The sequence below is a fragment of the Halopseudomonas laoshanensis genome, assembly GCF_008365385.1.
Taxonomy (GTDB): Bacteria; Pseudomonadota; Gammaproteobacteria; order Pseudomonadales; family Pseudomonadaceae; genus Halopseudomonas; species Halopseudomonas laoshanensis.
Genome location: NZ_QOVF01000004.1, coordinates 125,097 through 145,564 on the forward strand (window position 1 = coordinate 125,097; position 20,468 = coordinate 145,564).

The window sequence follows — 20,468 nt, forward strand, 5'->3', positions numbered from 1 at the left end:
TCAGGCGCCCCGGTTGATCAGGCGCATCGGGCTTTCACGCACCACGGCACGTGTGCCCAGTGCGCCAGCACAGCCGATCAGCAGGGCACCGCTCAGTGGAACCACTAGCCACAGCAGATAGTGCGGGCTCCATTCCAGATTCAGCGCAAAGCGGTACAGCAACAGGGTGATCAGCTCGGCCGCGACGATCGCCATAACCCCGGCGAGCGCGCCAAGCAATGCGAACTCCATCAGGTTGGCCTGACGCAGCAGCGGGCGGCGAGCGCCGAGAGTGCGCAGCAGGGCGCCTTCATACAGACGATTGTCGAGCGTGGATTGCAGCGCTGCAAACAGGACGGTAAAGCCGGCCAGTAGCACGAAGGCCAATACGTACTCCACCGCGAGGGTCACCTGAGCGAGAATGTCACGTATCTGCGCGAGGATCGCTTCCACCTCGAGCAATGTCATCGCCGGAAATTCCCGTGTCAGCTCGCGTAACGCGTCCCGTTGCTCGACCGGCAGACTGAAGCTGGTAAGGATGGTGGTAGGCATGTTGTCCAACGTGCCGGGCGAAAAGATCATATAGAAATTGGGGGTAAAGTTATCCCAATTCACTTCGCGAAAACTGCTGACGCGCGCCTCAACAATCTGCCCGCCAATCACAAAGGTCAGCAGGTCATCCAGCTCCAGGCCCAGACTCTCGGCCAGCTCCGCTTCCACCGACACCAGGGCGGCATCGGCGGCCAGATCAGCCGGCCACCACTGGCCAGCGCTGAGGGCGTTGTCAGATGCCATTTCGGCGGATGACGTCAGGCTCAGGTCGCGACTGATAGCCCGCTCACCTTGACTGTCCTTGGTGACGATGTCGCGCACAGGTTGATTGTTGATTTCGTTCAGGCGGCCTGGGGTCACCGGATAGAGCGGGGCCGCCGCGGCGCCAATGCGCTCCAGTGCAGCCGCAAACGCATCGGCTTCGGTGGGCAGAATATTCAGTGCAAAGTGATTGGGGGTATCTGCCGGAAGCTGATCTTGCCAGGTGTCGAGCAACTCGGTACGCATGATCAATACCACGACCATCGACATCAAAATCAGGCCGAAGGCCAGAATCTGCCCGGCTGCCGCCGCGGGTTGTTTCAATAACTGGCCACTGCCTAGGCGCCACGCCAGGCTGGCATTGCGCAGCCTGCTGCCGGTCAGGCGCAGCAGTGCCAAGGCAAGCAAGCCGAGCAGCAGTGCAGCCAGCGCGCCGCCGAAGACCACCGCAAGGGTAATGCGCAGGTTGCCGGTAAACTGCCACATCAGCAGGCTCAGGCTGCCGAGTGCCAGCCCGTAAATCAGCCAGCCACTGCTGGGCAGCGGCGCCAGGTCGCGGCGCAGCACCCGTAACGGGGCAACCTGGCCCAGCCGCAGCAGCGGTGGCAAGGCAAAGCCAGCCAGCGCGATCAGACCAGTAGCCGCGCCTACGAGCAGTGGCTTTAGCCCGACGTCAGGCAGGTTGGGCGGCAGCAGGTCGCGTAGCAGGTGTACCAGCCCCCATTGCATCAACCAGCCCAGCACCAAGCCGATCAGTGTGGCGATCAGACCCAGACAGGCCAACTGAATAATGAAAATCCACATCACCTTGCGCCGGCTCGCGCCCAGGCAGCGCAGCAACGCACTGGTGTCAAAATGTCGGGTGGCGAATCGACTCGCGGACAACGCCACGGCGACACCGGCCAGTACCACAGCAGCGATACTGGCGAGGCCCAGGAACTGCCCGGCACGATCCAGCGCGCCGCCAATCTGCTGATTGTCATCGGCTACCGTGGTCAGCCGCTGGTTGTCTTGCAGCTGGGGCTCCAGCCATTGGGCATAGCTTTGCAGCACATTCTCGTCGCCGCTGAGCAGCAGGCTGTAGCGCACCCGGCTACCGGGCTGAACTACGTTGGTTGCCTGCAGATCGGCCATGTTCATTAGCACGCGCGGCGTGAGGCTGTAAAAATCACCTGCCCGATCAGGTTCATGGGTCAGTAGCGCGCCGACTTCCAGATTGCTGACGCCGACGTCCAGACGCGATCCCGCATTCAGCTCAAGGTAGGACGCCAGACGCGGTTCGATCCATAGCTGGCCAGGCGGCGGCACGCCGTCGGCAGGCTGTTCCTCGCCAAACAATTCGCTAGCGATGCGCACTTCACCGCGTAATGGATAGCCCTCCGACACCGCCTTGACGCTGGATAGCTGCATGTCGTCAGCGCCGGACATCATGCTGGAGAACTCGACCACTTCGACGGAATTCAGCCCCCTTTCGGTTGCCTGCGTCAGGAACTCGGGAGGTAATGCCGAGCGTGAGGAGATGACCATGTCTGCGCCGAGAAACTCGGCGGCCCGGCTAACCATGCCGCGTTGCAGTCGGTCGGTAAAAAAGCTGATCGCGGTGCTTACTAGCACGGCGATAATCAGTGCCATGACCAGTACTCGCAGTTCCCCAGCGCGCCATTCGCGAGTCAGCAGCCGGGCTGCCAGGGGCAGGGTGCTGTTACGCATCGACGGGCTCCAGCAGACGGCCCGCATCAAGCTGCAAGGCGTTCTGGCAGCGTTCGGCCAGCCGCTGATCATGCGTGACCAGAACCAGGGTAGTGCCCTGTTCACGGTTCAACTCGAATAGCAGTTCGGTAATGCGCTGGCCCGTCACGGCATCGAGGTTGCCGGTAGGCTCGTCGGCAAAAAGAATATCCGGCTCGCTGGCAAACGCTCTGGCAATGGCGACGCGCTGTTGCTCGCCACCCGAGAGCTGGCGCGGGTAGTGCGTTACCCGTGCGGCCAGGCCAACGCGGCCGAGTAGCTCCTCGGCACGCAAACGCGCGTCTCTGCGGCCGTGCAACTCCAGCGGCAACATGACGTTCTCCAGTGCAGTCAGGCTGTCGAGCAATTGAAAGGACTGGAACACAAAGCCGACATGCTCGGCGCGCAGAGCAGCACGCTGGTCTTCATCCAACTGGCTGAGCGCCTTGCCGGCGAGGTGAACCTCGCCGCTGCTGGGCAGGTCCAGGCCAGCGAGCAAACTGAGCAGCGTGGATTTGCCCGAGCCGGAAGCGCCGACAATGGCTACGCTGCTGCTGCGTTCGATTTGCAGGCTGACATTGTCGAGAATGGTCAGGTCCGCTTCCGAGCTGCGGACGACTTTGCTAAGGTGGCTGGCAACGATCACGCTGTCTGACATGGAATCTGCCCTTGAGAGAAGTAAAGAGAATTGCTTTGTTGTGCTTGCTGATGATGGTGCCGGTGTTGCCCGCCAGCGCGCAGGGAATACTGATTGTTGGCGATAGTATCAGTGCCGCTTTCGGTCTGGAAATCGATCAGGGCTGGACGGCCCTGCTGGAGGAGCGTCTGGAGGAGGAAGGGGCCGACATTGAGGTGATGAATGCATCCGTCAGTGGCGACACCACTGCAGGGGGGCTGGCCCGCTTGCCACGCCTGCTGGAGCAACATAATCCCGACCTGGTAGTGATAGAATTAGGTGGTAATGATGGCCTACGCGGGATGCCGCCAACCAATATGCAACAGAATCTTTCGGCGATGGTAGAACAGTCGCAGGAGGCTGGTGCTGAGGTGCTTTTATTGGGTATGCGGATTCCACCCAACTACGGCGTGCGGTATACCCAGGCGTTTGAGCAGGTCTTTGCCGACATCAGCGAAAAATACGATGTAGCGCTCTTGCCCTTTGTGCTGGACGGCATTGCCGGAGAAGCTGATCAGAGTCTCATGCAGTCAGATGGAATTCATCCAACCGCTGAAGGCCAGCCACTGATCCTGGATAACGTTTGGCCCTATATCGAGACCTGGCTTCAGCGCTGAAGCAGTCGATTTTCTGGAGAAATAACGCGTGAGTGTAGCGTGGCTGGCCAGGCGGTGGTGCGTGGTCGAACAGGACGAGCAGCAGGACCTGTTTGTTGCAGATCCCTGGCATGTGCATATGGTAGACATCAACTTGCGTCTGGATAACCCGGTAGAACGGACTCTGTGCGGTGACTTGTTGCCTGCGCGACCGGTTTATCGGGAGCTGCTCCGCGCAGCTATGCCCGCGCTCTGCCCGCAATGTCTGGATCAAGCGCGCTCACACAAGCGCGGTGGCAGCAACGGACCCTCAGCATCTACCGCACGCAAGCGACCTGAAGCCGCTGAAGCGTTGACCGCCGTGCAACAGATAGAACTCTATGCGCAGGGTCGGCACTGAGATGAGCTTACGTAGAGTGTTATCAAGCTTACTGCTGATCACGCCAGCCCTGGCGGCTAACGAGTACCCCCTGTTGCTGCCCGAGCAGCAGATCGTTGGCGAAACCTTCGCTATCCACGCGGCCTATGAAGACACCCTTGACGATCTGGGTGAAGAATATGGCTATGGTTACCTGGAAATGCTCGCAGCCAACCCCGGGGTGGATCCGTGGCTGCCAGGTGAGGGCGCGCGGGTCATGTTACCCGGTGAGCACATTCTGCCGGAAGCCCCGCGCAAGGGCATCGTCATCAACCTGCCTGAATACCGGTTGTACTATTACCCCCCTGAAGGTGATCGGGTGATTACTTATCCCGTGGGTATCGGTCGCGAGGGGTGGTCCTCGCCGCTGGGTGAGACGCAGGTGGCGCGCAAGCAGGCGAATCCGTCCTGGTATCCTCCGCAATCGATCCGCGACGAACATGCTGCCGAGGGGGATTTTCTACCCGAGGTGGTACCGCCAGGGCCGGACAATCCGATGGGCCCGTTCAAGATGAATCTGGCGATGGGCGCCTACGTGATTCACGGTACCAACAAGCAGTTCGGCATTGGAATGCGCGTGAGTCACGGCTGTTTCCGCATGCGCAACGAGGATATCAGTGCACTGTTTCCACAAATTCCTGCGGGTACGCCGGTACGTATCATCAACCAGCCTTACAAGCTTGCCCTGCGTGACGGACAGCTGTTGCTGGAGGTCCACACCCCGCTGGACGAGCACGGTTTGCCTTCGACCATAGATCGTCAAGCGGCTATCCAGCAACTGCTGGCCGAACAGACGCCACACCTTGTTGACCTGCACCTGGACTGGAAGAAAATCAGGGATGCGGCTTTTGAAGAAAACGGTCTGCCTACCGTCATAGGGCGGGTGGGTGAGGGGTGAAGATGCCGGCCCTGGCGGGTCGGCATCATCAGCAGGCAAGCAGTATCTGACAGTAACCTTTACTTGCGGCTTGCCTTGTCGAGCATGCGCATGGCGCGCTCGTTGGCCTCATCAGCGCTTTGTTGTGCGCGCATGGCGGCGGCCATTGCTTCTTCGGCCTTGCGATAAGCTTCATCAGCGCGCGCTTGCGCGCGGGCTGCCGAGGTTTCTGCTGCCGAGAGCCTGCTGGTAGTTTCTTCTTGAAACTGGGTATGACTGCTGCAGCCAGCAACCAGCACGGCTGCCAACGCAACGGCTGAGACGTTCAGAATCTGTTTCATGTGAATCCCCTTTTTATCCAGTACATGCCAAGCATCCCAATAAGCTGGCGAAAAGAGTTTAGCAGCTGATCACCGTAGTGGAATTGATGAGGATCATAAATCATCGGGTATTCAGCATATCGAGCGGCTCTGATGCATATTGTATTGTCTCGCTGCTGAGGTATTGTGATGCGAGTAATATCAATAAATATAAGGAATAAGCTCAATGCTGGGGAATCTGGGACTGTTGGTGGGGCTGGCGCTGCTGATCTATATGGCCATGCGCGGCATCAATATTTTTGTCGCTTCGCTTCTTTGTTCGTTGGTAGTGGCGCTGACCAACGGTTTGCTGATTCCGCGGACGTTACTTGAGTACTATCCATCCGGTTCATTAGGCGCATTCAGTTTCGCCGGACGCTTCTTCCTGCTGTTCCTCTGCGGCGCCATTTTCGGTAAGGCCATGGCAACCAGCCAGGCCGCCAAGGCTATTGCCTTGGCCATTACCCGCGGTTTGGGCGTCAAACACACTTTGTTGGTGGGCATGATCGTTTGTGCCTTGCTGACCTACGGCGGTGTGGTGGTGTTTGTCGTGGTGTTCACCATGTACCCGCTGGGCATCACCTTGATGCGTGAAGCGAATCTACCCAAGCGACTCTGGGCTGCTGCGACCTCGGTGGGTGCGGGTACCTTTACCATGACCGCGATGCCCGGCACTCCGTCTATTCACAACGTGATTTCGGCCAGCTCATTGGGCACCGACTTGTTCGCCGGTGGTTGGATTGGTCTGTTTGCCGCGGTCATCATGGCGGGCCTGGGTATGTGGTACGTGGAGCGTGGCTGGCGGCTGGCCAGGGCCAATGGCGAGGGTTTCAGCGAAAACGCGCAGGACCGTCGCATGGAACAGTTGGCTGGCGACCCGAACGATGTCCCCTCCTGGAAGCTGGCACTGATCCCCATGGTCGTGGTACTCGGCGTGATCATGCTGCCGCGGCTGGTGATTGGTCTGGGTGATTGGTCACAGAGCGACAGTGGGCTTGCATCACTGCTGGCCTTCAGTCAGGCGCAACCGATCATCTGGCCGAGCATGGCATTGATCCTCGGCTCGCTGACCTGCGTGGTGTTGTTCCCAAGCATGCGCCGCAAGATTGTTGAGGTTTTCGGCCAGGGTGCGGAAGACTCGATCATGCCGCTGATCAACACGGCTGCGGTTATCGGTTTTGGCGGCGTGGTTACACAAACGGCGGGGTTCAGTCAGTTTGCCCAGTGGATGCTTAACGCGGATCTACCACCGCTTATTTCGGTGTTTGCCTCTGCCAGTGTGGTGTCCGCGATTGTTGGCTCGTCTTCGGGCGGGTTGCAGATCTTTATGCAGACGCTCGCACCTAGCTACCTGGAAATGGGTATCGAACCGGAAATTCTCCACCGTATTGCCGCTATCGCCTCCGGTGGTCTGGATTCTCTGCCACACTGCGGGGCGGTCATTGCGACCTTCATGATCATGGGTTTGACCCACAAGGAAGCCTATAAGGACATGTTCATGGTCACGGTCGCCATTCCGGTAATTGCCTGCCTGGCTTCCATCGCGCTGTTGATGGCGCTGGGGATCGGCGTCAATCCGGTTGGCTGAGAATATAATTCGCGACCTCGGGAATTATTTTCCAGGTCGCATGTCAACGTTAATTGAGCAGTACTTTTTCACGAGAAAGGTTCTGCAAGGCGATTGCTGGTGGGGAGATTGGCATGGATCTGAACGCACCGATTCAGCACGATACTGAAGACAAGCAGTTCTATGTTGCCATTGACGGTGCAAGGGCTTACCTGGCTTATATGGATCTTGGCAAGAAGACCCTGGATATCTACCGAACCTATGTGCCCAACGCTTTGCGTGGCAAGGGCTTGGCTGCCCAGCTGACAGCCCATGCGCTGCAGTTTGCCGAAGAGCGGGGCTACACCGTTATCCCGTCCTGTTCCTATGTGGAGCGTTATATGCTCCGCCAGGAAAAGCTGCGGCAGCGTCAGCACTAGAATTGGTATTCAACCCATAAAAAACCCGCCGAATGGCGGGTTTTTTTATAAGCGTGCCAATCAGCCGCGCTGACGTTTCGGCAACACATCCCGCAATTTGGCGTGCATGCTGCGGATGCTGGTGACCGTGGTGTCCCAGTCGATACAGGCATCGGTTACCGACACGCCGTACTGCAGCTGTGACAAATCTTTGGGGATAGACTGATTGCCCCAACCGATATGGCTTTCCACCATCAGTCCTATGATCGAGTTGTTACCTTCCAGGATCTGGTTGGCGACATTGTCCATCACCAGCGGCTGCAGGCCGGGATCCTTGTTCGAATTGGCGTGGCTGCAATCGACCATGATGTTGGGTGCGATGCCGGCTTTTTCCAGGTCCTTTTCACACAGTGAAACGCTGACCGAATCATAGTTGGGCTTGCCGTTGCCACCGCGCAGTACCACATGGCCGTACTGATTGCCTTTGGTGGTCACGATGGACACCTGGCCGTCCTGGTTGATGCCCAGGAAGCGGTGGGGGCTGGAGACCGACTGCAGGGCATTGATCGCAACGGTCAGGCTGCCATCGGTGCCGTTTTTGAAACCCACTGCGGAGGACAAGCCGGAGGACATTTCGCGGTGAGTCTGGGATTCGGTCGTGCGTGCGCCGATCGCTGACCAGGAAATCAGATCCTGCAAATACTGCGGCGAAATCGGGTCCAGCGCTTCGGTGGCGGTGGGCAGGCCCATTGCAGTCAAATCGCTGAGCAGTTGCCGACCAATATGCAGGCCATCTTCTACCTTGAACGAGTCGTCCAGGTAGGGATCGTTGATCAAGCCTTTCCAGCCAACGGTGGTACGCGGCTTCTCGAAATACACGCGCATGACCAGATACAGAGTGTCGCCCACTTCCTCGGCCAGCTTCTTCAGGCGCGCGGCGTAGTCCTTGGCGGCTTCCAGATCATGAATCGAGCAAGGGCCGATCACGATAAACAGGCGGTGATCCTTGCCATCGAGAATGTCACGAATCACTTGCCGGCTTTGTACCACCGTAGCTTCGGACGCCGCGCTCATGGGTATCTTAGCCTTGAGCTGGGCAGGGGTTATCAGTACCTCATTGGAGGCAACGTTCAGATCATCAATAGGTAAGTCGGCCATCATCTATCCCGGCAGGTCAGTTAGGCAGTCAATCGGCTACCTTTAATTAGTTGTGCACAGCTTAATCAAGGAACGTCAGCACGGCTACCCCGGTATGTCGTATCGGTGCGATTAAGCTGCTCAATTGCCAGGAAAAAAGCCGAATGTTTCCAGCTTTGTCGCATGGCTGACTGTCTCCCTGGGTCCCGCGCGATTACCATGAGCGCAATTAGTTGATTCAGACATGTAAAAGAGGGGTTCTCATGCAGCAGACAAAACCGCGGGTTGGCATTATTGGTACCGGGGCGATCGGTGGCTTCTATGGGCTGATGCTGGCGGAAGCCGGCCACGACGTGCATTTTTTGCTGCGCAGCGAATATGACGCTGTGGTCAAGAATGGCATCACGGTGGATAGCATGGTGCATGGCAGCATGACCCTCAACCCGGTGCAGGCGTACGACGATGTGGCCAAGATGCCACCTTGCGACTGGCTGCTGGTGGGCACCAAGGCCACGGGGAATGCGGATCTGGCGCCGATCATCGCCGCTGCCGCTGCAGAGAACGCCAAGGTGGTGCTGTTTCAGAATGGCTTGAACAACGAAACCTACCTGCGGCCGCTGCTGCCTGATCATATCCACCTGATCGGCGGGCTCTGCTACGTGTGTCTTTACCGCGAGGGTCCTGGCCAGGTGAAGCATCAGGCCAACGGGCTGGTAGATCTGGGCTATCACTCGGGTCCGGCATCTGGGGATGACGCCGCGCAGATCATCTCCGCTGCAGCCGAGCTGTTCCGCAGCTCCGGAATCGAGGCGCGGGAAATGGGCAATATCGATGCTGCGCGCTGGCAAAAGCTGGTGTGGAACGCTTCCTTCAACGGCGTTTCGGTTCTCCTCGACGCGGGTACCGAGTCGCTGCTCAAGAGCGCCGCGAGCCGGCAATTGATCGGTGATCTGATGAGTGAAGTGGTCGCGGCTGCCAAGGCCTGTGGTCACGAGATGCCGGAAGACTACGCGGCCAAACTGCTCAAGGTCACCCGGCATATGCCCGATTACTATCCGAGCATGTACCACGACTGGCTGCACAAGCGCCCCATGGAACTCGACAGCCTCTATCGCGAAGCGCTAAAGCTGGCGGCCCAGGCCGGTTGCAGCATGCCGAAAACCGAGGCATTGTTGAACATGCTGGAATTCATTCAAGACAGCTATCTGCAACCCGAGTAAAGGACGCATCATGCCGGTCAGGCTTGGCGATAAACTGGTCGTAGCGATTTCCTCCAGAGCACTGTTTGATCTGGATGATAGTCATCAGGTTTACGAGCAGGAAGGCCTGGAAGCCTACCGGCAGTACCAGATTGCCCGCGAGGATACGCCGCTGGAGCCGGGCGAGGCTTTTGGGCTGGTGCAGAAGCTGCTGCGTATCAATAGTATGCTGGAAGGCGACAGTCGCGTGGAGGTAGTCCTGCTGTCGCGTAACAGCGCTGATACCGGGCTGCGGGTGTTCAATTCGATTCAGCATTACGGCCTGGGCATCACCCGCGCGGCTTTTGCTGGCGGTCGCAGTCCGTTTCAGTATATCCCCGCATTTGGCACGCAGCTGTTTTTGTCGACCCACGCCGAGGATGTGCGCAGTACCCTCGAAGCCGGCTTCGCCGCAGCGACCATTCTGCCGTCTAACCAGCCAAGGGAAATGCGTGATGAACTGCGCATCGCCTTTGATGGCGATGCGGTGCTGTTCTCTGACGAATCCGAGCAGGTGTTCCAGCGTGACGGTCTTGAGGCTTTTCAGGCCAGCGAACTGGCCTCGGCTCGTGATCCCTTGGGCGGCGGGCCCTTCAAGGCGTTTCTCGCGGCGTTGAACCGGATCCAGACCGAATTCGCTGCGGGCGAGTGCCCGATTCGCACGGCGCTTTTTACCGCACGCAGTGCACCGGCGCATGAAAGGGTGATACGCACGCTGCGTGAGTGGGACATCCGCCTGGATGAATCATTATTTTTGGGTGGCATGGACAAGTCAGAGTTTCTCCGCGCTTTTGGCGCCGATCTGTTCTTCGATGACCAGGAAGGCCACTGTCGCAGTGCGGTGGGCGTGGTCCCTACCGGCCATGTGCCGCATGGCATCAGTAACAGGCTGCTCAAACCCTGAGCTGCGCCGGTTTAACCAGTTGTCGGAATATTTCACTCCTGTTGCAGTCATTCCCGATTTTTATGGTCTAACCTGATTGGTATATACGCTAATATGGTTATAAAGCACCGGGAATGGGTGTTGTACGACACTACAGGGGAAGTCACTGATGAAACTGCAGCAGCTCCGCTATATATGGGAAGTGGCGCACCATGATCTGAATGTCTCCGCTACAGCGCAGAGCCTGTACACCTCACAGCCCGGCATCAGCAAACAGATACGTTTGCTTGAGGATGAACTGGGCGTCGAAGTCTTCTCCCGTAGCGGCAAGCATCTCACGCGTATTACCCCCGCTGGCGAACGCATTATCCAGACGGCTGGCGAGATTTTGCGCAAGGTCGATAGCATCAAACAGATCGCTCAGGAATTCAGCAATGAACGCAAGGGCAATCTCACGCTGGCGACCACTCATACCCAGGCACGCTATGCTTTGCCCCCGATTATCAGCAAGTTTATTCAACGCTACCCGGACGTGTCGCTGCACATGCACCAGGGCACGCCCATCCAGATTTGCGAGATGACGGTCGACGGCACTGCCGACTTTGCCATTGCCACCGAGGCGCTGGAGCTGTTTGCGGATCTGGTGATGATGCCTTGTTACCGTTGGAACCGCTGCGTGATCGTGCCCAAGGGCCACCCGTTGACGCAGGTAAAGGATTTGTCCCTGGAAGCTCTGGCCGAGCATCCATTGGTTACTTATGTGTTCGGTTTTACCGGTCGCTCGAAGCTGGATGAGGCCTTCAGTAACCGCGGGCTGTCGCCGAAGGTGGTGTTTACTGCGGCGGATGCCGACGTAATCAAGACCTACGTGCGCCTGGGGCTGGGGGTCGGTATCGTCGCCAAGATGGCGATTGATCCGGTGCTTGATTCTGATCTGGTGATGATTGATGCCGGACATCTGTTTGAAGCCAGTATCACCAAGATAGGTTTCCGTCGCGGGACCTTTATGCGGGGATTCATGTACGATTTCATGCAGGAGTTTGCTCCACACCTGAACCGCGACAGAGTAGAAAAAGCCTTGCAGTGTCATACCAAGGCTGAGCTGGACGAAGTCTTCGAGGGCGTCGACCTGCCGGTGCACTGACGCCTTTGGCGTCAGTGGCAAGCTTCAAGCAGCAAGCTACAAGCTGTAGCAGCTTGTCCACATAATTGGGGTTTTCTGCCGCTTGACGCTTGCAGCTACTTTAGCCCTTGGCAATCAGATTGCCGGCGTGCAATCCGCATTCTTTCTGCGTTGCTTCCTCCCACCACCAGCGACCCTCGCGCTCATGCTGGTTAGGAAGTATTGGGCGGGTGCACGGCTCGCAACCGATGCTGACAAAGCCGCGTTCATGCAGGCTGTTGTAAGGGATCTCGAGCATGCGAATATAATTCCACACGTCCTCGCTGGTGTAGTTCGCCAGGGGGTTGAACTTGATCAGTTCACGGCCGGGACCGCTGAATCCGCCATCTACTTCGATCACGGGTACGTGGCTGCGGGTGCCGGGGCTTTGATCCTTGCGCTGCCCGGTGATCCAGGCGTCCACGCCGGCAAGCTTGCGCCTTAGCGGTGCAATCTTGCGCACACCGCAGCACTCGCCATGGCCGCTTTCATAGAAGTCGAACAGACCTTTTTCTTTTACGTAAGCTTCCAAGGCCTGCTGGTCGGGGGAGAGTATTTCCAGCTGAATGCCGTAGTGCTTCCTGACCTTCTCCAGAAACTGATAGGTTTCAGGGTGCAGGCGGCCAGTGTCGAGTGTGAATACCTTGATCTGCGGGTTGATCTTCCAGGCCATATCCAGCACCACGATGTCATCCGCGCCGCTGAAGGATAACCAGAGGTCGTCATACTGGTCCAAGGCCAATTTGAGGATCTGCTGCGGCGATTTGCCGGCATATTCTTCGGCCAGTTTAGGAACATCAAAAACGTCAAGAGCCATGGGTTTCTCCGGATCAGGGGCGCCCGTCTATGCAGGCTGCCGTATCGCGGAGAGTCTAGCAAAGGCGTCTTAGTCCATCCTCTTTTATTTAGTTATACTTTTATGCTTTATCGGTATGACGCCGGCGCAGCCATTGCGTCGTGGCAGCCCAACCGGTAGATTGTGCGCCAATTCAAATTGCCTATCAGGAGTCACCTGTGGAAATCGCCTGCCTTGATCTTGAAGGGGTTCTGGTCCCGGAAATCTGGATCGCCTTTGCTGAGAAAACCGGTATCGCCGAACTCAAGGCCACCACCCGGGATATTCCTGATTACGATGTGCTGATGAAGCAGCGCTTGCGGATTCTGGACGAGCACGGCCTGAAGCTGGGCGATATTCAAGAGGTGATCGCTACCTTGAGTCCGCTGGACGGCGCAGCAGAATTTGTTGACTGGCTGCGTGAACGCTTCCAGGTCGTTATTCTGTCCGATACCTTCTATGAGTTCTCGCAACCACTGATGCGCCAATTGGGCTTCCCGACGCTGCTTTGCCATCGTCTGATTACCGACGAAACCGACAGAGTCGTGGACTACCAACTGCGCCAGAAAGACCCCAAGCGTCAGTCGGTGCTGGCGTTCAAGAGCTTGTACTATCGCGTGATCGCGGCGGGCGACTCCTACAATGACACCACCATGTTGTCTGAAGCACACGCTGGAATCCTGTTTCATGCACCGGACAATGTTATCGCCGAATTCCCGCAATTCCCGGCGGTGCATACGTTCACGGAACTGAAGCAGGAATTTATCAAGGCGTCGAATCGACCGCTCAGCCTTTAAATCGGAGCGGCAAGCTGCAAGTTAAAAGCAGTGGCAGTGGCGAAGGTTCCTGGTCATGCTGGAATAAAAGGGTGAACCAGGGGCGACGTAACGCCGAACTGATTAAGCTTGCAGCTCAGCCCGCCAGGGCGTCCATCAACACCCGCACCTTGGCCAGGGTTTCCTGGTATTCCGACTCGCCTTCCGAGTCGGCCACGATACCGCCGCCACCCCAGCAGTACATTCGCTCGTCCTGGTGCACCAGGCTGCGTATGGCGATGTTCAAGTCCATCTGACCCTCGCAACCGATATAGCCAATACTGCCGCAGTAGAGGCTGCGGCGCACAGGCTCGAGCTCCTCAATGATCTGCATCGCGCGAATTTTTGGTGCCCCAGTAATGGAGCCGCCGGGAAAGGCGCCTGCCAGTAGATCCAGCGCATCACGGCCCTCGGCCAATCTGCCGGTTACGCTGCTCACCAGGTGATGCACATTCGGGTAGCTTTCCAGCTTGAATAGTTCCGGCACCTTGACGCTGCCTGCTGCGCAGGACCGGCTGAGATCGTTGCGCAGCAGGTCGACGATCATCAGGTTCTCTGCTCGGTCTTTGAGGCTGGTTTGCAGGTCCGCCGCCAGGTGGGCGTCCTGCTGCGCGGTGGCGCCGCGGGCCCGCGTACCTTTGATCGGACGGGTTTCAACTTCACCCTGGGACACGCTGAGGAAGCGCTCTGGGGATAGACACAACAAGCTGTAGTCGTCGCTTTCAATATAGGCAGCAAAGGGTACGGGGCAGGCTTTGCGCAAGCGCTGATAAGCGCTCAGTGGGTCACCGCTGCAGCCGGCGCTGAACCGCTGGGAAAGATTGATCTGGTAACAGTCGCCAGCATGAATGTAATTCTGGACCCGTTCGAATGACGCCTGATAATCGGCGCGCGTCTGTTCTGGTTGAAAAGGCGCTGTCAGCGCAAAGGGGCGGGGAGCGCTGGGCTGTTCCTGCAGGCGGGTCAGTAGCGCTTGCTGCTCGGCCTCGGGCAAGGCCGGATGGCAGACCAGCCAGCTTTGACGGCGACTGCGGTCGTTGACGATGCTCCACAGGTAGATCCCCATCTTCAGACTGGGCAAGCGAACGTCCGCATCTGCCAATGCCGGCAGCGTTTCCAGCAGACGGCCGAAATCGTAACTGAGGTAGCCCAGCGCGCCAGCGCCAAAGGGCAGGCTGATCTGGTCCGGCCAGCGGGCGGCAGGGAAATGCGATAGTGCATCACGCAGACGAGTGAGTGTCTGCAGGCCGGTTTCATTGGCGAGTGGTTCGATCAGCGTTTGGGGGCCGGCGGCGAGGATGCTGTAGCGTGCAAAGCGCTCGATACCGGCAGCGGAATCGAGCAGTACGCTATGACCCAGGTCGCGCACAAGCCGCAGGCGCGGGAGCGGATCCGCCTGATACGGAAGCTCGACAAGCCGATAGTGCTCGGCCTCCGGTGTGCTCATGCTGCGGTGCCGGGCTCCTCGGCTGGCTTTTCGGTGCGTGAGACCGGCTGACCGAAATGCTTCTGGGCGTAGGCCACCCGATCCGCCACTGACTCAGTACGTCCGGTTTTTTTCAGCGCCGCGAGATGGCGCTCGACCATATGGCAGCGCGCAGTCAGACCGGCATCATTGGCGATCTGGATGTTCAGGCCGGGGCGGGCGTTGAGTTCCAGAATCAGCGGGCCCTTTTCCTCATCCAGCACCAGGTCCACACCGATGTAACCCAGTCCGGATAGTTCATAGCAGGACGCTGCCAGATTCATAAAGCCGTCCCAGTCGGGCAGCTGCACGCCATCGACCTGGTTGGTGGTGTCAGGGTGCTTGGCGATCTTCTTGTTCAGCCAGGTGCCTTTGAGGGTCTGACCGGTGGCCAGATCGACGCCGACGCCAATGGCGCCCTGGTGCAGGTTGGCCTTGCCGCCGGATTGCCGGGTGGGCAGGCGCACCATGCCCATCACCGGATAACCCATCAGCAGGATGATACGGATATCCGGCACACCTTCGTAACTGATGCTCTTGAACAAGGGATCGGGACTGACGCGATATTCGATCAGTACCCGGTCGCGATGCCCACCAAGTGAGTACAGGCCGGACAGAATGCTGGAAATATGATGGCCGATTTCGTCGCGGCTGATGATCTTGCCGGACACGGTCTTGAACATGCCTTCAAAGCGGTCAGCGATAACGATGATGCCGTCACCACCAGCCCCCTGGGCTGGCTTGATAACGAAATCACGGTGCTTTTCGACGATCGCATCGAACAGGTCGATGTCCTTCTCGGTTTCAATCACGCCGTAGAGCTCCGGCACGTCGATGCCAACCGCAATCGCGCGTTCCTTGGTCAGAATCTTGTCATCAACTATCGGATACAGATTCCGCTTGTTGTACTTGAGTACATAGTCGGCATTCCGGCGGTTGATGCCCATGACCCCGGCGTCGCTCAAGGTTTTCCAGGTTTTCCACAAAAACATGGTGTCTCCTCAGCCCTTGGTCATCAGTGCTTTGAAGCGCACCAGTTCGGTCAGGCGGTAACCGCGGTAGCGACCCATGGCCAGCATGAAGCCCACCAGGATCAGCAGCACGGCCGGGAAGGTGAAGACGAAGTAGGCCAGCTCCGGCACGCTCATCAACAGGTGAGCCAGGGTCGCGGCAAACAGTGTGCCGAGAGCGACCTTGAATGAGTGTCCGCCGCCACGCTCTTCCCAGGTGATGGACAGGCGCTCAATGGTCATGGTCAGAATCACCATCGGGAACAGTGAAACAGACAGGGCCTTCTCCATGCCCAGCTTGTGACCCAGCAGGGTGATACCGGCAATGATCACAACCACAAAAGTCAGGACCACAGAGAGACGAGGCAGCATCTGCAGCTTCAGGTGCTCAAGATAGGAGCGCAGCGACAGACCCAGTGCGGTGATCAGCGTGAACAGCACAATACCCCAGCCAATGTCGGTCTCGCGGAAGGCCAGCGAGATCAGCACCGGGGTAAAGGTACCCAATGTCTGAATGCCGATGATATTACGCAGGATCAGAATTACCAGAACCCCGATAGGGATCATGATCATCACGCGATATACCTGCTGAGCATGCAGCGGCAGGCCATAGAGCGAGTATTCCAGCAGCGCTGAAGAGGTGTTCTCGGTAGTCATCTCCGCCAAGCGCAGCGCATTCATCTCGCTGTTATTCAAGGTGATGGTGACGCGGCCCTGGCGGCCGCCTTCCAGGTTGTACAGCGGGGCGTTGCCGCTCCACCAGACCAGGCGATTCTCCGGAATGCCCTGTTGGCCAGTTTCCGGATGAAAGTACAACCAGCGCTCGCCATTATGGCTGCGCAACCAGAGCTCGGGCTCCTGATTGGGCGTGCTCTCCAGCCGCACGGTATGCACCAGCTCAAGAGGAATACGCGCATTGGAAAGAAGCACATCAAGCACGCGTGCCTTGCCCAGCGGCGAGGTGTCTTCACCCAGCAACAGCTTGACGTTGTCATCGGTGATGTCGTTCACACGGCGGATAGCCTCGCTGACGAAGGTTTCAATGTCCGCTGAGGTTTGACGAATAGGGCGAATCAGTGCATCGGCAGCAACTTCTTCGGCGCCTTCGAGCTTAATGGGTTGGCGCGGCGCGGGCGCTGGATCTTCAATCGCCTCGGGGCTGTAGCGCTGGGTCAGTACCAGGCGGTAATACAGGGACTGGTTGCCGCTGGCGCGACGTGCCGACCAGGTTACCCGGCGATTGCCGTCGGTCTGGTTGATGCTGACGCCATAATTGTTTGAGATGAAGCTCTCGTTGAGGCTGATGTAATTCTGATCCAGCGGGGGGATGAACATCTGCGCCTTGACCGGCGTTCCTGCCACGGCTTGAAACTCGAGTCGGGCATCGAGGCTCCAAATATCGTCGGTTTCATCCTGGGTGACAGGAATATCCAGTACATAAATTTGGTAAGCGGTTATGGCCAAACCCAGGCTGACCAAGATGGCGATCAGGACTTTCAGGTGCAGATTGATCGATTGCATAGTCTTCTCAACGAGCTATAGGAATTGCTGCTTCGGCAGGCACCGCAACAACGACAGGCGGCATCTTAGCATGGACGTTGATCTGCTCGTAGCGCCTTTGTGATGCTTTGTTAATAGCGTAGACCAGAATGCTCAATCCAGGATTGTTGACAATGCTGATACGTAAAGCGCAAAATTCGCCAATCAAACCGGTAAATATCAACGCTTTGTAGACAAGGCGGGTAATGATGGCTGAAGCAGAACAGGATTTGCCTACTCTGACGCTTTCTGATGGCGCTTTTCAGCGTATTCAGACGGCGATCGTCAAAGGCGAGATTGCACCAGGCACACGGATCAGTGAGCAGTACCTGTCGACTACCTTTGGTATTGGTCGTGGCCCGCTACGCGAGGCTATCCGCCGGCTTGAAGGCCGACGGCTAGTGGTACGCATTCCGCACGCCGGTGTGCGCGTGGTATCGCTGAGCTACGCTGAATTGATCGAGCTGTATCACGTGCGTGAAGCGCTGGAAGGGATGGCATGCCGTCAGGCTGCGGAGAACATGACCGAGGCCGAGATAGCCGGGCTGCGCGAGGTGCTGGCCACTCACGAGAAGCACAGTGGGTTGAAGGCCAACGAGTCCTACTACCAGCAAGAAGGTGATCTGGATATCCATTACCTGATCATCCATGGCAGCAAGAACCGCACTCTGGCCGATATGCTCTGCGGCGACCTTTATCATCTGGTGCGCATGTACCGCTACCGTTTCTCTACCACACCCAAACGTCCGCAACAGGCGTTTGCCGAGCACCACCGCATTATCGAGGCCATTGCTGATCGCGATGGCGAACTCGCGGAAATGCTGATGCGCCGTCATATCAGCGCCTCACGCCGCAACATTGAGCGTCGCATGCAAGAGCAAAGCGCCGCGCCTACATCCTCAGGAGGGATAGTCTGATGTCGAAAACCCCGGGCCAACGTTTCCGCGATGCGGTTGCCGAAGAACATCCACTGCAGGTAGTCGGCGCAATCAACGCCAACCATGCGCTGCTGGCCAAGCGTGCCGGTTTCAAGGCCATTTACCTCTCCGGTGGCGGAGTGGCGGCAGGCTCGCTTGGCCTGCCGGACCTGGGCATTACCGGGCTGGATGATGTGCTGACTGACGTACGGCGTATTACCGATGTGTGTGATCTGCCGCTGCTGGTCGATGTGGACACCGGTTTTGGTTCCAGCGCCTTCAACGTCGCGCGTACCGTCAAGTCGATGATCAAGTTTGGCGCCGCCGCCATGCATATCGAGGATCAGGTCGGCGCCAAGCGCTGCGGCCATCGTCCCAACAAGGAAATCGTCAGCCAGCAGGAAATGGTTGATCGCATCAAAGCGGCGGTCGATGCACGTACCGATGACAGCTTTGTGATCATGGCGCGTACCGATGCGCTGGCGGTAGAAGGCCTGGAGTCGGCACTGGATCGCGCAGCAGCCTGTATCGAAGCCGGGGCGGACATGATCTTCCCCGAGGCGATTACTGAGCTGGATATGTACAAACTCTTCGCCTCCAAGGTCAAAGCGCCGATCCTGGCGAATATCACCGAGTTTGGTGCAACCCCTTTATATACCACCGACGAGCTGGCCTCGGCCGACGTCTCTCTGGTGCTCTATCCGCTGTCGGCCTTCCGCGCGATGAACAAGGCGGCGGAAAATGTCTATACCGCCATACGCCGCGACGGCACGCAACAGAATGTCATCGATACCATGCAGACTCGTATGGAGCTGTATGACCGTATCGATTACCACGTCTTCGAGCAGAAGCTCGATGCACTGTTCGCGCAGAAAAAATCCTGAACCGGCAGTAAGACACCCGGTACCAACAAGAAGGAGCAAAATCATGGCTGAAGCAAAAAAGTTGAGTGGCGCAGGTCTGCGTGGTCAGGTCGCCGGCAAGACCGCGCTGTCCACTGTCGGGCAAACCGGTTCGGGCCTGACCTACCGTGGTTATGATGTGAAAGACCTGGCAGCCCATTGCCAGTTCGAAGAAGTAGCTCACCTGATTCTCAAGGGCGAGCTGCCCAACCAGGCTGAACTGGACGCTTACAAAGCCCGGCTCAAGGATCTGCGCAGCTTGCCCCAGGCACTGAAAGACGTACTTGAGCTGATTCCCAAAGATGCCCATCCGATGGATGTGATGCGCACCGGCTGCTCGATGCTGGGTAACCTGGAAACCGAGGAAGACTTTGGGCAGCAGCAGGACGCCACTGACCGCCTGCTCGCCGCATTCCCATCGATTATCTGCTACTGGTATCGCTTCAGCCACGATGGCGTGCGGATTGACGAGAACACCGATGACGATTCGGTAGGCGCGCACTTCCTGCACATGCTCCGCGGTGAAAAGCCCAGCACGCTGCATGAACAGACCATGAACGTGTCGCTGATTCTGTACGCTGAGCACGAATTCAACGCCTCGACCTTTACCGCTCGCGTCTGCGCCTCGACCCTGTCGGATATGCACAGCTGCGTTACTGCGGCGATCGGTTCGCTGCGCGGCCCGCTGCATGGCGGTGCCAATGAAGCGGCAATGGATATGATCGAGCGCTTCACCAGCGCCGATCACGCGGAGAAGGAAATGCTCGGCATGCTCGAGCGCAAGGAAAAGATCATGGGCTTTGGTCACGCGATCTATGCCACCAGCGATCCGCGCAACGAGATCATCAAGCAATGGTCCGAGAAACTGGCCAAGGACGTTGGCGATACCGTGCTGTATCCGGTGTCGGTGCGCTGTGAAGAAGTGATGTGGCGCGAGAAGAAGCTGTTCTGCAACGCCGACTTCTTCCATGCCTCTGCCTACCACTTCATGGGTATCCCGACCAAATTGTTCACGCCGATCTTTGTCATGAGCCGCCTGACGGGCTGGGCAGCACACGTGATGGAACAGCGTGCGGACAACCGCATTATTCGCCCGAGCGCCGAGTATGTGGGTGTAGCACCGCGCACGGTCGAGCCGATAGAGAGCCGTTGAT

At 58.0% G+C, this 20,468-nt stretch carries 20 protein-coding genes; 12 read left to right on the forward strand and 8 right to left on the reverse strand.

The annotated features are described in order from the left end of the window. Together DT594_RS14015 and DT594_RS14020 are read right to left on the reverse strand one after the other, a co-directional pair. Window positions 1-2,502, reverse strand: coding sequence for an ABC transporter permease (locus tag DT594_RS14015; RefSeq protein ID WP_149333258.1), 2,502 nt, complete (start codon window positions 2,500-2,502; stop codon window positions 1-3). Next, complete coding sequence (locus tag DT594_RS14020) at window positions 2,495-3,178, reverse strand: ABC transporter ATP-binding protein (RefSeq protein ID WP_149333259.1); 684 nt, start codon at window positions 3,176-3,178, stop codon at window positions 2,495-2,497. The genes DT594_RS14015 and DT594_RS14020 overlap by 8 nt, the downstream gene beginning before the upstream one ends. A 50-nt stretch (window positions 3,179-3,228) precedes the next feature. Here DT594_RS14020 and DT594_RS14025 point away from each other — a divergent pair, with 50 nt between their 5' ends. The 3 genes from DT594_RS14025 to DT594_RS14035 are packed head-to-tail and all read left to right on the forward strand — an operon-like array spanning window position 3,229 to window position 5,108. After that, complete coding sequence (locus tag DT594_RS14025; RefSeq protein WP_149333362.1) at window positions 3,229-3,813, forward strand: arylesterase; 585 nt, start codon at window positions 3,229-3,231, stop codon at window positions 3,811-3,813. Window positions 3,814-3,841: 28 nt separating this feature from the next. Continuing rightward, window positions 3,842-4,192, forward strand: coding sequence for a hypothetical protein (locus DT594_RS14030; RefSeq protein WP_149333260.1), 351 nt, complete (start codon window positions 3,842-3,844; stop codon window positions 4,190-4,192). A 1-nt stretch (window position 4,193) separates the two neighbouring features. After that, window positions 4,194-5,108 (forward strand): L,D-transpeptidase family protein, encoded by a 915-nt coding sequence (locus DT594_RS14035; RefSeq protein WP_149333261.1) that lies wholly within the window; start codon window positions 4,194-4,196, stop codon window positions 5,106-5,108. Window positions 5,109-5,167: 59 nt separating this feature from the next. On the opposite strand, the gene DT594_RS14040 is transcribed toward DT594_RS14035, so the two are convergent. Beyond that, window positions 5,168-5,428 carry an Lpp/OprI family alanine-zipper lipoprotein gene (locus DT594_RS14040; RefSeq protein WP_149333262.1) on the reverse strand — a complete coding sequence of 87 codons (261 nt, stop codon included), beginning with the start codon at window positions 5,426-5,428 and terminating at the stop codon, window positions 5,168-5,170. A gap of 205 nt (window positions 5,429-5,633) precedes the next feature. On the opposite strand from DT594_RS14040, the gene DT594_RS14045 reads away from it, so the two are divergent. Beyond that, window positions 5,634-7,034, forward strand: a complete 1,401-nt coding sequence (locus DT594_RS14045; protein ID WP_149333263.1) for a GntP family permease — start codon at window positions 5,634-5,636, stop codon at window positions 7,032-7,034. A gap of 113 nt (window positions 7,035-7,147) precedes the next feature. Continuing rightward, on the forward strand, window positions 7,148-7,432 hold the full coding sequence (locus tag DT594_RS14050; RefSeq protein WP_096344851.1) for a GNAT family N-acetyltransferase: 285 nt from the start codon (window positions 7,148-7,150) through the stop codon (window positions 7,430-7,432). 60 nt (window positions 7,433-7,492) lie between these two features. On the opposite strand, the gene DT594_RS14055 is transcribed toward DT594_RS14050, so the two are convergent. After that, a complete protein-coding gene (locus DT594_RS14055) occupies window positions 7,493-8,569 on the reverse strand; it encodes a 3-deoxy-7-phosphoheptulonate synthase (protein ID WP_149333264.1) in 1,077 nt (358 codons plus the stop codon). Between the two features lie 242 nt (window positions 8,570-8,811). Between DT594_RS14055 and DT594_RS14060 the strand changes: the two genes are divergently transcribed. The 3 genes from DT594_RS14060 (at window position 8,812) to cysB (ending at window position 11,813) form a co-directional block, all read left to right on the forward strand. Beyond that, window positions 8,812-9,768, forward strand: a complete 957-nt coding sequence (locus tag DT594_RS14060; RefSeq protein WP_149333265.1) for a putative 2-dehydropantoate 2-reductase — start codon at window positions 8,812-8,814, stop codon at window positions 9,766-9,768. Window positions 9,769-9,778: 10 nt separating this feature from the next. Next, window positions 9,779-10,690: a 5'-nucleotidase gene (locus DT594_RS14065; protein ID WP_149333266.1), complete on the forward strand. Its 912-nt coding sequence runs from the start codon at window positions 9,779-9,781 to the stop codon at window positions 10,688-10,690. A 148-nt stretch (window positions 10,691-10,838) separates the two neighbouring features. Further along, window positions 10,839-11,813 carry an HTH-type transcriptional regulator CysB gene (cysB, locus tag DT594_RS14070; protein ID WP_096344758.1) on the forward strand — a complete coding sequence of 325 codons (975 nt, stop codon included), beginning with the start codon at window positions 10,839-10,841 and terminating at the stop codon, window positions 11,811-11,813. 100 nt (window positions 11,814-11,913) lie between these two features. Here cysB and DT594_RS14075 read toward each other — a convergent pair whose 3' ends face one another. Beyond that, the gene (locus DT594_RS14075; protein ID WP_149333267.1) at window positions 11,914-12,648 is read right to left on the reverse strand and encodes a phosphoadenylyl-sulfate reductase; all 735 of its coding nucleotides are present in this window, start codon (window positions 12,646-12,648) and stop codon (window positions 11,914-11,916) included. A gap of 197 nt (window positions 12,649-12,845) precedes the next feature. On the opposite strand from DT594_RS14075, the gene thrH reads away from it, so the two are divergent. Continuing rightward, entirely contained in the window at window positions 12,846-13,463 is a 618-nt protein-coding gene (gene thrH / locus DT594_RS14080; RefSeq protein ID WP_149333268.1) for a bifunctional phosphoserine phosphatase/homoserine phosphotransferase ThrH, read from the forward strand. A gap of 115 nt (window positions 13,464-13,578) precedes the next feature. Here thrH and pabB read toward each other — a convergent pair whose 3' ends face one another. Genes pabB through rloB form a run of 3 tightly spaced genes read right to left on the reverse strand, consistent with a single transcriptional unit; the run spans window position 13,579 to window position 17,477 of the window. Further along, window positions 13,579-14,928: an aminodeoxychorismate synthase component I gene (gene pabB, locus DT594_RS14085; protein WP_149333269.1), complete on the reverse strand. Its 1,350-nt coding sequence runs from the start codon at window positions 14,926-14,928 to the stop codon at window positions 13,579-13,581. Next, the gene (locus DT594_RS14090) at window positions 14,925-15,938 is read right to left on the reverse strand and encodes an alpha-L-glutamate ligase-like protein (RefSeq protein ID WP_149333270.1); all 1,014 of its coding nucleotides are present in this window, start codon (window positions 15,936-15,938) and stop codon (window positions 14,925-14,927) included. The genes pabB and DT594_RS14090 overlap by 4 nt, the downstream gene beginning before the upstream one ends. Before the next feature lie 9 nt (window positions 15,939-15,947). Then, entirely contained in the window at window positions 15,948-17,477 is a 1,530-nt protein-coding gene (gene rloB, locus DT594_RS14095) for an osmotic stress tolerance membrane protein RloB (protein WP_149333271.1), read from the reverse strand. Window positions 17,478-17,704: 227 nt separating this feature from the next. Between rloB and DT594_RS14100 the strand changes: the two genes are divergently transcribed. Genes DT594_RS14100 through prpC form a run of 3 tightly spaced genes read left to right on the forward strand, consistent with a single transcriptional unit; the run spans window position 17,705 to window position 20,467 of the window. After that, window positions 17,705-18,412, forward strand: a complete 708-nt coding sequence (locus tag DT594_RS14100; protein WP_246164647.1) for a GntR family transcriptional regulator — start codon at window positions 17,705-17,707, stop codon at window positions 18,410-18,412. Next, window positions 18,412-19,296, forward strand: a complete 885-nt coding sequence (gene prpB, locus DT594_RS14105; RefSeq protein WP_096344751.1) for a methylisocitrate lyase — start codon at window positions 18,412-18,414, stop codon at window positions 19,294-19,296. The genes DT594_RS14100 and prpB overlap by 1 nt, the downstream gene beginning before the upstream one ends. Before the next feature lie 43 nt (window positions 19,297-19,339). Then, window positions 19,340-20,467, forward strand: coding sequence for a bifunctional 2-methylcitrate synthase/citrate synthase (prpC, locus tag DT594_RS14110; RefSeq protein ID WP_149333273.1), 1,128 nt, complete (start codon window positions 19,340-19,342; stop codon window positions 20,465-20,467). Window position 20,468 lies beyond the last annotated feature (1 nt).

Coding starts and splice junctions, on each gene's coding strand:
- DT594_RS14025 (WP_149333362.1), top strand. CDS start 3,229: ATGATGGTGCCGGTGTTGCCCGCCAGCGCGCAGGGAATACTGATTGTT.
- DT594_RS14035 (WP_149333261.1), top strand. CDS start 4,194: ATGAGCTTACGTAGAGTGTTATCAAGCTTACTGCTGATCACGCCAGCC.
- DT594_RS14020 (WP_149333259.1), bottom strand. CDS start 3,178: ATGTCAGACAGCGTGATCGTTGCCAGCCACCTTAGCAAAGTCGTCCGC.
- prpB (WP_096344751.1), top strand. CDS start 18,412: ATGTCGAAAACCCCGGGCCAACGTTTCCGCGATGCGGTTGCCGAAGAA.
- DT594_RS14015 (WP_149333258.1), bottom strand. CDS start 2,502: ATGCGTAACAGCACCCTGCCCCTGGCAGCCCGGCTGCTGACTCGCGAA.
- rloB (WP_149333271.1), bottom strand. CDS start 17,477: ATGCAATCGATCAATCTGCACCTGAAAGTCCTGATCGCCATCTTGGTC.
- DT594_RS14045 (WP_149333263.1), top strand. CDS start 5,634: ATGCTGGGGAATCTGGGACTGTTGGTGGGGCTGGCGCTGCTGATCTAT.
- cysB (WP_096344758.1), top strand. CDS start 10,839: ATGAAACTGCAGCAGCTCCGCTATATATGGGAAGTGGCGCACCATGAT.
- pabB (WP_149333269.1), bottom strand. CDS start 14,928: ATGAGCACACCGGAGGCCGAGCACTATCGGCTTGTCGAGCTTCCGTAT.
- DT594_RS14065 (WP_149333266.1), top strand. CDS start 9,779: ATGCCGGTCAGGCTTGGCGATAAACTGGTCGTAGCGATTTCCTCCAGA.
- DT594_RS14075 (WP_149333267.1), bottom strand. CDS start 12,648: ATGGCTCTTGACGTTTTTGATGTTCCTAAACTGGCCGAAGAATATGCC.
- DT594_RS14100 (WP_246164647.1), top strand. CDS start 17,705: ATGGCTGAAGCAGAACAGGATTTGCCTACTCTGACGCTTTCTGATGGC.
- DT594_RS14040 (WP_149333262.1), bottom strand. CDS start 5,428: ATGAAACAGATTCTGAACGTCTCAGCCGTTGCGTTGGCAGCCGTGCTG.
- DT594_RS14090 (WP_149333270.1), bottom strand. CDS start 15,938: ATGTTTTTGTGGAAAACCTGGAAAACCTTGAGCGACGCCGGGGTCATG.
- DT594_RS14055 (WP_149333264.1), bottom strand. CDS start 8,569: ATGGCCGACTTACCTATTGATGATCTGAACGTTGCCTCCAATGAGGTA.
- prpC (WP_149333273.1), top strand. CDS start 19,340: ATGGCTGAAGCAAAAAAGTTGAGTGGCGCAGGTCTGCGTGGTCAGGTC.
- DT594_RS14060 (WP_149333265.1), top strand. CDS start 8,812: ATGCAGCAGACAAAACCGCGGGTTGGCATTATTGGTACCGGGGCGATC.
- DT594_RS14050 (WP_096344851.1), top strand. CDS start 7,148: ATGGATCTGAACGCACCGATTCAGCACGATACTGAAGACAAGCAGTTC.